The sequence below is a fragment of the Arthrobacter sp. FB24 genome (assembly GCF_000196235.1).
Lineage (GTDB): Bacteria > Actinomycetota > Actinomycetes > Actinomycetales > Micrococcaceae > Arthrobacter.
On sequence record NC_008541.1, the window covers coordinates 1923952 to 1937655 of the forward strand.

General features: G+C 64.3%; 11 protein-coding genes and 1 pseudogene. 4 read left to right on the forward strand and 8 right to left on the reverse strand.

Annotation, left to right across the window (positions count from 1 at the left end):
* Positions 1-29: 29 nt before the first annotated feature.
* Together ARTH_RS08755 and ARTH_RS08760 are read right to left on the reverse strand one after the other, a co-directional pair.
* Positions 30-956: an MBL fold metallo-hydrolase gene (locus tag ARTH_RS08755; RefSeq protein ID WP_232223605.1), complete on the reverse strand. Its 927-nt coding sequence runs from the start codon at positions 954-956 to the stop codon at positions 30-32.
* Positions 957-984: 28 nt separating this feature from the next.
* A complete protein-coding gene (locus ARTH_RS08760) occupies positions 985-2364 on the reverse strand; it encodes an aldehyde dehydrogenase family protein (RefSeq protein ID WP_011691583.1) in 1380 nt (459 codons plus the stop codon).
* Positions 2365-2523: 159 nt separating this feature from the next.
* On the opposite strand from ARTH_RS08760, the gene ARTH_RS08765 reads away from it, so the two are divergent.
* The 4 genes from ARTH_RS08765 to ARTH_RS08780 all read left to right on the forward strand — a co-directional run bounded on the left by ARTH_RS08765 (position 2524) and on the right by ARTH_RS08780 (position 6680).
* The gene (locus ARTH_RS08765; protein ID WP_011691584.1) at positions 2524-3324 is read left to right on the forward strand and encodes an SDR family oxidoreductase; all 801 of its coding nucleotides are present in this window, start codon (positions 2524-2526) and stop codon (positions 3322-3324) included.
* A 143-nt stretch (positions 3325-3467) separates the two neighbouring features.
* On the forward strand, positions 3468-4307 hold the full coding sequence (locus ARTH_RS08770; protein ID WP_011691585.1) for an IclR family transcriptional regulator: 840 nt from the start codon (positions 3468-3470) through the stop codon (positions 4305-4307).
* 164 nt (positions 4308-4471) lie between these two features.
* On the forward strand, positions 4472-5437 hold the full coding sequence (locus ARTH_RS08775) for a PDR/VanB family oxidoreductase (RefSeq protein ID WP_011691586.1): 966 nt from the start codon (positions 4472-4474) through the stop codon (positions 5435-5437).
* 43 nt (positions 5438-5480) lie between these two features.
* Positions 5481-6680 (forward strand): cytochrome P450, encoded by a 1200-nt coding sequence (locus ARTH_RS08780; protein ID WP_011691587.1) that lies wholly within the window; start codon positions 5481-5483, stop codon positions 6678-6680.
* A 634-nt stretch (positions 6681-7314) separates the two neighbouring features.
* Here ARTH_RS08780 and ARTH_RS24395 read toward each other — a convergent pair.
* From ARTH_RS24395 to ARTH_RS08800, 6 genes and pseudogenes are all read right to left on the reverse strand, one after another.
* A complete protein-coding gene (locus tag ARTH_RS24395) occupies positions 7315-7644 on the reverse strand; it encodes a cytosine permease (RefSeq protein WP_198011545.1) in 330 nt (109 codons plus the stop codon).
* Positions 7641-8801 (reverse strand): NCS1 family nucleobase:cation symporter-1, encoded by a 1161-nt coding sequence (locus ARTH_RS08785; RefSeq protein ID WP_198011546.1) that lies wholly within the window; start codon positions 8799-8801, stop codon positions 7641-7643. Before ARTH_RS08785 ends, ARTH_RS24395 begins: the two co-directional genes overlap by 4 nt.
* Positions 8802-8969: 168 nt before the next feature.
* Complete coding sequence (locus tag ARTH_RS24080; RefSeq protein ID WP_198011547.1) at positions 8970-9149, reverse strand: hypothetical protein; 180 nt, start codon at positions 9147-9149, stop codon at positions 8970-8972.
* A 1091-nt stretch (positions 9150-10240) separates the two neighbouring features.
* The gene (locus ARTH_RS08790; protein WP_043429667.1) at positions 10241-10588 is read right to left on the reverse strand and encodes a DUF4192 family protein; all 348 of its coding nucleotides are present in this window, start codon (positions 10586-10588) and stop codon (positions 10241-10243) included.
* A gap of 148 nt (positions 10589-10736) precedes the next feature.
* Positions 10737-11278 (reverse strand): annotated as a pseudogene (locus tag ARTH_RS24525) (DUF4192 family protein).
* A gap of 675 nt (positions 11279-11953) precedes the next feature.
* Positions 11954-13141: an FAD-dependent monooxygenase gene (locus ARTH_RS08800; protein ID WP_011691588.1), complete on the reverse strand. Its 1188-nt coding sequence runs from the start codon at positions 13139-13141 to the stop codon at positions 11954-11956.
* Positions 13142-13704: the final 563 nt, after the last annotated feature.

The window sequence follows — 13704 nt, forward strand, 5'->3', positions numbered from 1 at the left end:
CAGTGCGGGCTTCCTGAGAACAGATCCTGTCAGGCGGGGGCGAGGACGGGGCTGCCGATGCGGAACCGCTGGCCGCTGACGGCTACATCCACAGGGCCATCAAAGGTTGAGGCGGAACGGCCGCGCCACCAATCCGGCTCCGCACGCCCGGCCAGGTGTGAAAGGACAAGGCGCCCCACGCCAGCGGCCGCGGCAACCCGGCCCGCTCCCTCCGGCGGGGTGTGAGCGATCCGCTGATGGTTCAGGAACTCCGGCGCGAAACCCTTGTCTGCATAAAAGTCCAAATTGACCGCTTCGTGCACCAGGACGTCCGCTCCGCTGGCGAGCACCACCATGGCCTCGCATTCGGCCGTGTCGCCGGAGAACACCACGGAGCCGGCGTCGGTCTCAAAGCGGAACGCCAGGGCAGGCCGCACGGGCGGGTGCTCCACCAGGATGCCGGTGACCTTGACCCTGTCATCCTCGTAGACGTCAAAGGGTAGGGCCCCCTCCGGTGACTTATGCGCTGGGGTGGCCAGGTCCACAGTGCGGACCAAAGAGGCAAGGTCCGGGCGGGCCTCATCATGGACCCGGATATCGATGTCATAGGAGAAGGCTTTCAGAGAGTGGGACACCAGCTCACCTGTGCCAGAGAGCCCAGTGCCGCCGGCGCGGGTTGCATCCTTGCCCGGGCCAACAACGGAAACAGGGCCGGTGAAGCCCTCCACCGGGTTCCCCCAGTTCCACAGGAGGAAGCCGGGAAGTTCCACCACGTGGTCCGAGTGCAGGTGGGTGACAAAGCCCGCCACGAAGTCCTTGCCCCGGAGTCCTGCCTCGTGGGCGGCGCGGGAGCAGCCGAGGCCGAAGTCCACCATGTAGAAGGCGTCGCCCACCACCAGTGCGCTGGAGATGCCGTTTTCGGGTCCTCGGATGGCTGGGCCGGCGGCGGTGCCTAGAGTGATCAGTTCGACGCTCACAGGAATGTCCTTCTGCAGAGTTGGGGGGTCAGGAGTGGGGACGGGCATTGATGACGCGGGTTTCCAGGTATTCCTCCAGGCCCCAGCGGCCGCGTTCGCGGCCGACGCCGGAAGCCTTCCAGCCGCCGAACGGGGCGTCCGGTTCCACCAGGGTGTGCTGGTTGACCCAGACGGTTCCGGCCTCAATGCGTGAGGCGGTGGCGTAGGCCCGTTCCTGGTCGGGGCTCCAGACGGATGCGCCCAGGCCGAACTCTCCGGCGTTAATTCCGGCGATGGTTTCGTCGAGGTTGTCGTAGGCCACGATGGGCAGTGCTGCCCCGAACTGTTCCTGTTCGACAAGGTCCATGCCCGGCTCGGCGTCGATCACTACAGTGGGGGAGAGGAAGTAGCCGGGCAGGTCGCAGCCGGGGGTGCCGCCGGTGAGGATGCGGGCGCCGGCGCCCACCGCGGATTCAACCAGGCCGTGGATCAGCTTGAGCTGGGACTCGTTGTGCATCGGGCCCATGGTGGTGCCGTCAGCGATGCCGTGGCCCAGCACATAGCGGGCCGCCTCGGCGGCTATGGCCTCAGCCAGTTCCGCGCCGCGGCTGCGCGGGACGTACACGCGCTTGACCGCCATGCAGACCTGGCCGGCGTTGCGGAAGGCGCTGCCCACAATACCGCGGGCGGTGACAGCGATGTCCGCGTCGTCCAGGACGATAGCAGGATCGTTACCGCCCAGTTCCATGGTGACGCGCTTGACGGTTGAAGCAGCCTGCTGGGCGACGGAGATGCCCACCTCCGTGGAACCCGTAAAGGAGATCTTGCGGATGCCAGGTGAGGTGCTCAGGGCAACGTTTACCGTCCGCCGCGAACTGGTGCGGGCCTGCAGCACACCGGCCGGGAGGACCTCGTTGAGCAGGTTAATCAGGGCAATCGTGGACAGGGGTGTGGACGGCGAGGGTTTGGCGATCACGGTGCAGCCGGCCACCAGGGCAGGGGCGAGTTTTACGCCGAGCAGGGAGATGGGGAAGTTCCACGGGGTGATGGTGCCGACGATTCCCACAGGCCGGTACTGGACCTCCAGGCTGCGGTCGGCCCGCGGGGTGAGTTGCTGGGCTTCGTCCCAGTCGAGGTCCGCATAGTATTCGAAAAGGTTGGCGGCCACCGAGAACTCACCTGCGGCGTCGGCCTTGGGCTTGCCCTGTTCCAGGGAGAGCAGGGTGGCCAGCTCGTCCAGGTCGCGGCGGATCAGTGCGGCACCTGCGCGCAGGGCGTTGCGGCGCGCTTCCCTGTCCGCGGCCCAGCCAAGTGCGGCGGCACGGGCGGACGCAACCGCGAACTCAACGTCCTCCGCTGTGTTTTCCGGAGCGTGTCCAACGAGCTCAAAGGTGGCCGGGTCATGGACCTCGTACTGGGCTGCCGTCATGGTTTGTCCTTTCGGCCGGGAGGGAATTCTTATCCCAGTGTCATGGCACCGGTCACAATCCGTGGGCAGCCTTTCCATCCAACGGAAAGTGCGCGCCAAGGACGATCGCCCGCTTGCCAATATGGAGTGAAGCACGTCACGCACTAACGAGGAGTCTGCATGTCCCAGGAGCAACTGCCCATCGTACTCACCGGAATTTCGTCCGGCATCGGGGCCCGGACGGCCCAGATCCTCGCCAGCCGGGGTGTCCCGTTGATCGGCATTGACCGTAACGCGCCAACGGACTTCAGCGGCACCTTCGTCCAGGCGGACCTTTCCAGCCAGGCAGGCGTGGACGCCGCCGCAGCAGCAGTCGCGGCCGCAGCGCCTAACGGCATCGGTGGTCTGGCGAACATCGCCGGAGTCCCCGGCACCGCACCCTGGCGGAGCGTGCTGTCCGTCAACGTCTTCGGTGTCCGGGGGCTGGTCCGGGTGCTCGCACACCTGCTTGGCGAGGGGGCTGCCGTGGTGAACCTCGCCTCCAGCGTTGCCGTGAACTGGCGCGACGTGAAAGCGAAATGTTCCGCCTTCGCACTCGCCGATGATGAGGCAGCAGCGCTGGAGGCAGTAGCTAGCGACGAGGAGATCACCGGCGAGTCCTACCTCTTCTCCAAGCAGTGCGTCCGGGTCCTCACCGAGCACCTGGCCGCCGAGCTGCTGCCGCAGCGCATCCGCGTCAACAGCGTCAGCCCGGGCCCGGTCGCCACACCCATCCTCGAGGACTTCAAGAAAGACCATGGCCGCGACAAGGTAGAGGGCGCCAGCGCTCTGCTGGGCCGCTTCGGCGACCCGGACGACATCGCCCCCGTCATCGACTTCCTCCTCCGGCCCGAATCGGGCTGGGTGAACGGTTCGGATATCCGCGTGGACGGCGGCCTGGGTGCATACCGCGGCTCCGGCCTCGCCGCAGTGGCCGGCTGAACGCCGTCGACGCACGGCGGGTGCATTAATGCACGACGCCGGTGCCTCACCTTTCGCACCCGGGGGCACCGGCGTCGGGCCTAAAATGGCAGGACGCAGCGCTGCGCCACGTGCAGCGCTCTCGAGCACACAGAAGGGTGACCATGGCAAACCCTGCCCCGCCAGGCCGGACCACCCGGCGCCCGGGTACGACGGCCGCACCCAAGCTTCCGGCCGCGCCCGGCGGTGCTGCCACCCCTCAGGCGGCCAGCGTCACCTCACGCGCCCTGGCCCTGTTGGGCACCTTCGATACCGAGCACTCCGTCCAAAGCCTCAGTTCCATGGCCCGGCGTGCAGGATTACCGGTAGCCACCGCGCACCGCCTTGCCGGTGATTTGGTGGCCTGGGGCGGACTGGAAAAGCTGAACGGCGAATACCGCGTGGGCCAGCGGATCTGGCGACTTGGCCTGCTGGCCCCCGCGCAGCAGAACATCGCCGAGGTGGCGGCTCCCTTCATGCAGGACGTCCTTTTCGTCACCCACAACGTGGTGAACCTGTTCATCCTGGACGGGGAAGAGGTCCTGCTGGTAGAGCGCATGTCCGGCACCGGCGCCGGCCAGCCGTTCCGGCGAGTGGGCGCACGCCTGCCGCTGCACGTAAGTGCAGCGGGCAAAATTATGCTTGCTTACGGGGCAAAGGACCTGTTTTCCTCCGCTGTCCAGCGGCTAGAGCCCCATACGCCCCGGACCATCACGAACCCCGGACTGCTCGCCGCCGAGATCGAACGGGTCCGGGCCAATGGCTACGCCACCACGGAAGAAGAGGCGGGGCCTGACAACTACGGCCTGGCTGTCCCGGTATTTCTTCCGAACAAGCAGGTGGTGGCAGCGCTGGGCATCGTCACCCGCGGTCGCCCCGCGCCCGTGGGCAGCGTGGTTCCCGTGCTCAACATCGCATCGCGGGGAATCGCGCGGCGGCTGGGTGTGGAGCACCTGCCGCGGTAGGCCGGGTTCTCTCCGCTCGTGTCAGGCCAGTCTTTCCGTTGGATGGAAAGCCGCGCACAGCCTGTGGCCTGGAACACCTAACCTCAAGTAAGTCCTTAATGCGGCCGGATCTCCGGCCCAAGCCTGCTTGGCAGGCACCCCGTTCCAAAGGAAGTGAAGACCCCATGACTGCATCTGCAGGAGCTACCATCGACGCCGTCGTCGATCAGGTGGACATTGTGGCCGACCAGGTGGTCTCCCTGGTGCTACGCCGGGCCGACGGGCAGCGATTCCAGCCGTGGCAGCCCGGGGCACACATTGATGTTCACGTAGGCGACGGCCTGGTGCGACAATACTCCCTGTGTTCCTCGCCGGACGAACTGGACCATCTGCGCATCGGTGTGCTGCACGTGCCGGATTCCCGTGGCGGGTCAAAAGCAGTGCACGCGCTGCTGGCCGGCACGCCGCTGACCATCTCCGAACCGCGCAACAACTTCCCCATGCGTGAATCGCGGCGTTACCTCTTCATCGCCGGCGGAATCGGCATCACCCCGCTCATTCCGATGTTGGAGGCAGCCCAGGCCTCCGGCAAGGAATGGACCCTGATTTACGGCGGGCGGAGCCGGAACACCATGGCCTTCGCCCAGCAGCTGGAGGACCGGTATGGCACTGACCGCATCCGGATCATCGCCGAGGACGAGGTAGGCCGGCTCGACCTGGACCAGATCCTCGGCATGCCCCGGGCGCACATGCTGGTGTACGCGTGCGGCCCCGGCGGGCTGCTCGGCGCCGTTGAAGAACGCTGCATGGGCTGGCCTCCGGGCGCCCTGCACACCGAGCGTTTCGTTGCCTCCACACTGGGTGCCGCCGCCGCCAACGCACCGTTCGAGGTGGAGTTGGCCCGGACCGGGACCACCGTAACAGTGCCAAATGACAAGACCATCCTCGAGGCCGTGGAGGAGGTGGGCGTCCGCGTCCTGTCCTCCTGCCGCGGCGGATTGTGCGGCACCTGCGAAACCCAGATCATCTCGGGTGAGCCTGAGCACCGCGACGCTGTGTTGTCGGAAGGGGATCGTGAAGCAGGCGAAGTGATGCTGGTCTGCGTTTCCCGCGCCGCTGCGGGCTGCCCGCGCCTCGTCCTGGATCTCTAGCACACCATCTATCCACCCAAGATTTCTCACCAGGAGTGTTCCCATGACCGTTACCACCCATGAAGCCAACGTACTGGGCGAAGACCCGTTCGACACGGCGAACCTCCTGGACCCGTACCCGTTCCTGGGGCGGCTCCGCGATGCCGGCGCCGTCTCCTATCTGGAGAGCACCGGCAGCTACGCAGTGGCCGGCTACCAGGAGGTTTATGAGGTCCTGACGGACTTCGAAACCTACATTTCCTCCGGTGGCCTGGGCCCGCGGGACATCCGCAAGGACTCTGGCTGGCGCCCGCCCAGCATCCTCGAATCGGATCCGCCCATCCACACCGTGATGCGCCGGGCGCTGACCGGCGTCATCAACCCCAGTACAGTCCGCGCCCTTCGCGAGCCATTCACGCCACCGGCTGTGGAGTTGACGGAGCAGCTGGCGCAGCGCAAGACCTTCGACGCCATCACCGACCTCGCCGAAAAGTACCCCCTGCGTGTCTTCCCGGACGCGGTGGGAATTCCCGACGTCGGCCGTGAACATCTGCTGCCCTACGGCAACATGGTGTTCAACGCCTTCGGCCCGGAGAACTACATCTTCAAACAGGCTTTCGCCCAGGGCGATGAGCACGCTGCCGCGGTGATGCGGAACTGCCAGCGCGAAAACCTGGACGACACCGGGTTCGGCGCCCAGATCTGGAAGCGCGTGGAGGACGGTTTGATCACCGAGCAGCAGGCCACGCTACTGGTCCGCGCCCTGTTGTCCGCCGGAGTAGACACCACCATCTTCGGGATAGGCAATACGCTCTCGGTGCTGGCGCGCTACCCGGAAGCCTGGGCCCAGCTGCGGGAGAACCCGAAGATGGCGAAATTTGCCGTGGATGAGGCGCTGCGCCTGGAATCGCCGTTCCAGAAGTTCCACCGGACCGTTGCCGTGGACACCGTCCTCGGCGGTGTGCACCTGCCGGCCGGCGCCAAGGTTTTGGTGTTCCTCGGTGCTGCGAACCGTGACCCGCGCAAGTGGGGCGAGAACGCTGATGACTTCGATCTCAACCGCAATGCGTCGGGCCACGTCGCGTTCGGCATGGGCCTGCACCAGTGTGTGGGGCAGCCGATCGCCAGACTCGAAATGGAAATCGTGTTGCAGCAGCTACTCCAACGGGTAGCCACCATCGAGCCGGATGGCGCGCCGGTGCCGATCCTGCACAACGTTCTCCGAGGATTCGAGTCCCTGCCCGTGCGGATCACGGCGGCTTAGGCTTCGATTCGGTGCAAACATGGGCCTGCTCAGGGATTGAAGTTCGGCACCAGTCCGGCTAACAACAGGGCCGCTTGAAGTCGACGCAGCCGCAGTGCTGGCACCTGCGTCAACCGCCAAGATTCCGGGGACAAGATACGCGAGGTCGTGTCTCCCATATCGACCTTTCTGCCACTGTCAACTCCCCGCCATGTGCAAATGGCGGAGACGGAACGGCTTGTGACTCGGACTGAAAGGACAAACATGAATTGCCTGGTTCGCTACCTGGGGCTGATGTTCCAGCTGTCCCGCATCCAGGACCTGGCGTTGTGGGAGGCGGAGATGACGGAACCCGCGAGGGCATTGACGTCGTCCGCTTAGATAGGCTGGTAAAAGGAGGACGTTGCGGGCCGACCTGCTTCAGGGATCGAGATTGTCGCTGTGCGCAAGCGTCACGGAAGATCATCTCACCGAAGATTCGTTTCAACGGTGGGGTGTGTGGGCTTTTCAGACGAAGGTGCCAACAGCACCTGGACCTGCTGATGCTGCAGAAGTGGTTTGAGAATGTCAATCTGATTTGGGTCCAGTGGGGGAGCCCCGAGTCCTTGATGCGGTGGCCGCAGTGCTCTAGCGTGTGGACCCAGGCTAACTCCTGTCAGCCTCGCTTTCGACCTTCCGAGGGGACCTGCCTCAACAGCCCCTGAGCTTCCTCGGCGGCGGCATGGATCGATTCGGCCAACGTCTGGTCGTGGCGCGAGATGAAGTAATGCGCCGCAGCCGCCAGGCTTGCCCCTATGAACCACGAGAATGCTGAGAGAGCGCCAATTACGGGAGTAAGCGCGAAGACCACCGCGGGGATGGCGGAGACGAGAAACGAGACGATGGCTTTGGGGTTCCAGCCGCGTGAATAGGTGTAGTACCCCTGTTCTCTGAAAAGGTCTTGGACTACTACACGCTGTTTGCGGAGCACGTAGTAGTCGATCATGATGATCCCGAAGAGCGGTCCCACAGCGCTCCAAGTCCTCCCAGGAACAGGTTGATCACAACGGGACTGTTGAATAAGTTCCAAGGCGTTATAACGAGCGCGACCATTGCGGAGATTAGGCCACCGCGTTTGAAGTCGATCTTGGAGGGATAGGCGTTCGCGAGGTCGTAGGCCGGCGATACGAAATTCGCCACGACATTGATTCCCAGCGTTGCGACAGCGAAAGTGACCGCCCCGAGCAGAAGGGCCCAGATACTGTCGATGCGCCCGACGATCTCGACGGGGTCGTAGATGTGCTCCCCGTAGACCTTGAATGTTCCGGCCGTCACCACGACAGATACCATGGAGAAGGCTATGAAGTTCACCGGCAACCCCCAGAGATTCGCCGTGCGCACCGCTTTGCGAGATGGTGCAAAACGCGAGAAGTCGCAGAAGTTGAGCATCAGGGTGGAGAAGTAGGTCACCGTCAGCGCGATGGCGGCAAAGAAAGCATGCATGACCCCCCATTCCGCTTTCCCGCCCGGCAAATCAAACGAAATGTTCCAGCCAGCGTTGATCAGGATATACACGACCAGCAGAGCCATCACCACCCACACGGCCGGTCCTGCCCAGTCCTGGAACCTCCTGATTGTCTCCATCCCGTTTCGAAGCAGCAGAAGCTGGAGCGACCACATCAGAAGGAAGGCCAGCCACCCCAAAGTAGATTCGCCGAGAAAGTTGTTATCCGTCAGCCCCTCTAGCTCGGGCCAGATCCTCAGCGCGATGATGACGACTGCCCGGGACGCGAGCCAGGTCTGAATGCCATACCAGGCGATGGCCACCAGTGCCCGAATCAGGGCGGGCAGGTTGGCGCCGAACGTTCCAAACGCGACCCTCGCGAGCACGGGGTAGGGAACGCCTGTCTTCTGGCCAGCGAAGCCCGAAAGGTTCATTAGGAAGAAAACGACGAAGATCCCCACGACGAGTGCCAGAAAAACCTGCCAGGCTCCGAGGCCTAGCGCGAAGAGGCCGGCCGCAAAGGTGTAGCCCCCCAGCGAATGGATATCAGACATCCACATCGCGAACAGCGAGTAGAAGCCCCATGTTCGGTGTTCAGCCGGCGCGAGGTCTTCGTTGTAGAGGCGTTTGCTGGCTCCTGTGGGAATTGCTTGCGGCATTAGAGCCTACTTTCCCCAATTTCCAAACGGATACTCAATTTTTTTGTCCCACGACTATGAGGGATGTTGAATGCGTCCTGTAGTGCCAATGTACTCAGCTTGGCGATTGCAGGGTAGACCGCTCTGTCGACTCCGTCCCCGTCATCGAGCTGCAATCTCAGAGCCACCTCACCTCGGCGAACAGCGCGTTCTGGGGGCGGGGCCAGTTGACGCCAGCCAGTCGAACATGTCTTCGCCGGGGAAAGTCTGGACGTTGCGGTCGGCTTCGATGCCGCGGTGGCGGCCCGGGTTCACTTCCTGGAGGCCGGCCTGTCGGTTGGTCAGGTAGGTCGCTCTTCGCTTCTCCATGAGACGTTAGGAGAGGAGAGACCCGCCCCCATGATGTTCGTCGGTTTTCAGCAAAAGGGCACCGTAGATGCTTTGCCGGGGTCGGTCCCGTTCGGAGGCCTGCTCATCAAATTCCAACGAATCGCGCCGTCCGGGGTGGCCGCTCAAGCGAGCCCGGTTTGGGGTCGCCGAAGTAGGCAAAATAGGGTGTGCACAATGTGCACACCCTGGGCTTCGGATCGGTTCGTACTGGTGGCGGATCGGCCGGATTGCGGAGGTTTTCGGGGGAGTGGCGGAAACTCAAGGGCCGGAACCCGGTTCGAGTCCCACCTCGGGCACGCATAACCCCTCGTCAGAGGGGTTTTTGCTTTAGTGTGTGGACATTGTGCCCCGACTGATCCCTCTGATGCTGTCCGCGGTCTGTGCCTGGCGCCGCGGTCGCCTATTCGGTTATGTGGGTGGCGGGATCAGGGTCCTGGCTTGTGGGCCTTCCGCCTGCTGGGATCTAGGGCTGCTGTCGTACCTTCTTGCTGTTTATGGTGGCCAGTTGTTGGCCGTCACTCATTCATGGCCAGTAGTTGTGGTGACGACATGACGAAGACGATTTTTCTTCGAGGATCTCCCGCGGATGGCTGCTTATGCGAGCCAGGCAGAGTGCGCTCATCGCGGGTTTGTCCGGCCAAAGGGGGTGTGCACATTGTGCACACTTTCGTGCACGGGCGGCTTTTCGACCCCCATTTTGGTCCCTCCCTCCTGGTTCTGCCTTCACTAGTTCATGGAGTTCTCTATTGCCGGCGACATAACTTTGCGGCTTGGATCGTCGGTGTCGTTGAACGTTCCGGGTTCAGCGGGAACGTCTTTGGGGATATCTGTGGCTGGCGTACAAGTCGTCGACAGAGTGCAGGTGTGTGGGATCCGGACTCTCCTTCCGGGCAGCCTTGGTTTGGTTGATCCGCCTGACTTTGGTGCCCCGGGCTGGCAACGCTGCTCATTTTCCCGTCCGCGGAGCACACGCAGGAGTGAAATTCCGATCCGGGCGGGTGGGACGCGGCGGTGGAGGAGTGGCTTCGGAAGGTTCCGCCGTCGTCGTCCGTGTCCCTATGACTGCGGGCCTAGGAGGCTTCGAGTCCCCAGGGCCGGAAGGCCCGGTCTTTGTCCATGTTCCAGCCGGCGACCATTCCGGAGCCGATCATGAGGTCGCTGAGCTTGGCTAGGCGGTAGGCGGGGTCGGCTTCGAGGGCGAGTTGCAGGAACTGGTGTGCTTTGCTGCCTCGGCCTTCCCACCAATTGACGAAGGCGATGGCGGTGAGGATGGGGGCCGAGTGTTTGGTGCAGCTGTGCGTGTACGCGTGGAGCAGCAGCTGTTGTGCCCATTCGACCCGGGACCATTGAGGCCCGCCGTGTGTTTGGGCCAGGAGAACCCGGTCCATCGGTTCGTCGATTCCCGGGATGTCGGCCAAAGCTGGTCCCGGATGGCGGGGGCCTGGAAGTTGGCAATCAGGTCGATGGTCTGGTCGTCGTTGGGATAGGAGATCGCGTCCAGCATGGCTTCCCAGAGTGTTCTGGCTTGCTCGAGGGCTTCGCCCGGGTTCATCCTGTGGATGGTGTTCACGCGGTCGTCGACGGCGTCGGCTGTGCGGGATTCTTTTGTGGAGGCTGGCAGGGTGATGTGGTTTGTTGGTTTGTTGGTGCGATGGTGCGGCCGCGGTAGACGAATTCGGCGTTGATCTGGCTGGACTGGGTCGCCTTCAGTGGCAGGGATAGTCCGTCCCGGGGGTCGCCGTCGTACGGGGAGACGGTGTGGTCTCCGACGAGCAGTCCGTCGCGGATGGTCATGCCGCGTTCGGCCAGCGCGCACGTTAGTGCTGCGATGGTTGCTGCGTGCGGTTTGGGCTGACCGGGTTTCTGGGGTTCGGAGGTGTAAACGGCGAAGAGGACGCTGGCGGCGCCCGTGTCGTGGGCGAGGTAGTCGCCACTGTGCGCGCGTACCTGAGTTCGCCCTCGCGGTTGGGAAGGTCAACCCTGAGCGTTGCGCCGACGCGGTTGGCGTCCAGGGTGATGCAGACGAAGCTCTCGTGCGGCCAGAACCCGAGGGTGTGCCCGACGAAACTGAGGACGTCGGCCGGGGTTTTGATGGTGAGCGGTTCCATGTTCCTTCTCCTTCAACGACTGGCGGGCACCGGATGTGTCTGTCAGATTCAGTGCGTCGTTCTGATACACGGAGTCACCGCTGGGTTCGAGGGGCCGAAGTGCAACTTGGGGAACCGGGAACGGTTCAAAGTTCCGCGAGGATATAAGCGACGCCAGGAGCGCCGAACGAAACTTTGGATCGAGCCCGGCGCACGGCGCCCTGGTTGCGTGGAGGACCCGCCCAGCGATGATGGGGCTCAGTATGACAAACAGCGATGTTGCTTCTGGTGGTTCATGGAGGTGGGGGAGCGAGGCGGCATGACGCCAAGAGATTCTGTGGCATGCCGCAATCAAGGCTCTGCGTCCGGCGAGACGCAACCCTGCGGTTTTCCGGCCTCTTGGCCTTAGCGTCCAGGGCACTTCCGGCGAACAGGCCGAGGGTGGGGAGCTTCTCATCCATGACCGCGCCGATCGGCTGCGCGCCGTGCCAGTTCGTTGGAGAGCGGGTTATGCCGGTCCTACTGGCCGCCGGTGACGGAGACTCATTCGCGCGATGTCAGTTCTGCGGCGATGAGCTTGTCGAAGGTTTCTGAGTTGGAGACGTCGGCGCCGTGCACGACCGGCCACAGCTCATTGCCTGTTGGGATGGTTTTGGAGGTGAGCGGGAGATGCCGCGGCGGGCCAAGTGTCGGGGCCTACTTCGCGATCCTGCCCACGATCTGGCGGGCCACCAGCCGGTCGATTCCCGGCAGATGGGTGGCCCGTATGATCCACCGGCGCAGGAAGCGCTGGGTCCGGTTGGAGGGGAGGAACGAGGACGCGGCGCGCCTCCCGGCTGCCTGGGCCTCCTCGACCACGGGGCGCCAGCGTCGCTCGAACTCGGCGAGGGCTGAACTGATCCCGTCAGGCGAGGCCACGGGTCCGAGGATGTCCCCCAGCAGAGCGGCACCGGCGATTGCCAGTGAGCCGCCCTGACCCGCGAGGAGCGATACCGCCCCGCAGGCATCCCCCACGAGAACAGTCCGCGCCCGCTGCCAGCCCGGCATGACAATCTGCGCGACGACGTCGTCGTACGGACGCTCCGGGCACAGTTCAAGCAGCCGGTCGACTGCGCGGCCGAGTCCGGCGAACTCGCGACGCAGCCGGTCGCGCGGCGTACCCGGTCGCTGCCGCCCACTTGAGACGGCGCCGTCCCGGTATACCATGAAGGCCGCCACCTCGTCCGACCGGAGGCTGTAGAGCCCGGCCATCCGGTCGATGCTGTCGGTGAGGACGAACCGATTCCGGAATCGGGCATTCAGGAGCGGTTCAGTCACGATGAAGGCGGCCGCACGCATGCCTAAGGGGCGCAGGTACTCCTCTTCGGGGCCGAACACCTGGGCTCGCACTGCGGAATGAATGCCGTCAGCGCCCACGAGTACGTCCGCGGCGAACGTGACGTCCGGCGAGCCGTCGACGGCGACCCGCACGCCGTCGTCATCACTCCATACCCGGGAAACCGGCGCCCCGTAGCGGACCCGCACCCGGCCGGGGGCCACATCGTCGAGCGCGGCAAGGGCCGCGCGCTCCATATCGGGGCGCAGCAGGCTCAGGACCTTCCCGCCGGCGAGCCGCGCGAACTGGTCGTAATCGATACTGGACGTGGGGCGTCCTGCTGCATCGACATACTCGGCTGCCTCGACATGGTAGGCGACCGCTGCAAGCCGCCGGTAGAGGCCGATCCGCTCCGACGCCTCCACTCCCGGGCCAAAGAAGTCCATCATGTAGCCATCGGGGCGCGGAGCAGCCGACTTCTCAAGGATCTCAACGTCCCAGCCGGCCAAACCGAGCTGACGGGCCGCGACCAGGCCCGCAATGCCCGCTCCTACAACCACGGCCTTCATGTCCTGCCTCCAACGATCGGATCAGCCGAGCTCAAGGCCTGCCGGGGAGCCCCGGAATCCTGCCGACAGGCGCTGGCTCATTCCTAACTCGTGCCTCGCGGCCTGCCGGTGCCCGAGGCTCCCTGGTGCACCGCGCCTGCAGTTCTGTCTGGGAGAGGGACGACAAAATATCGCCCCGGAATGGGTTCCGAACCAGTGCCTTGGGGATCGTTGGTCCTTTACGCCGCTTGGCGCACGGATAGTCGATTTCGTCCTCACGATCGCCGTCGGCGTCAGAGCGGGAGCGTCGTGCAACCTCGCCGGCCGCACGCCGGCCGGGTCAGTCCGGCTGTTGATCGAAACTAAACCCACACGCGCACTTGTAGGTCAGCAGGTCGCGGCCGTTCCTTCCTGCGTACCCCTCATTCGGCAGCGATTGGTTCACACTTAACAGTTGCATGGGCTCGCCGCAGTGAATGTGTGAGGCCAGCATCCGGTGCAATTGCGGATCACCTGAGGGTCCTCCGCGTACTTCGCCCCTTGGCTGTTCGTTGTGCCGTGCACGCCGAGCGGTCCGGGATGTC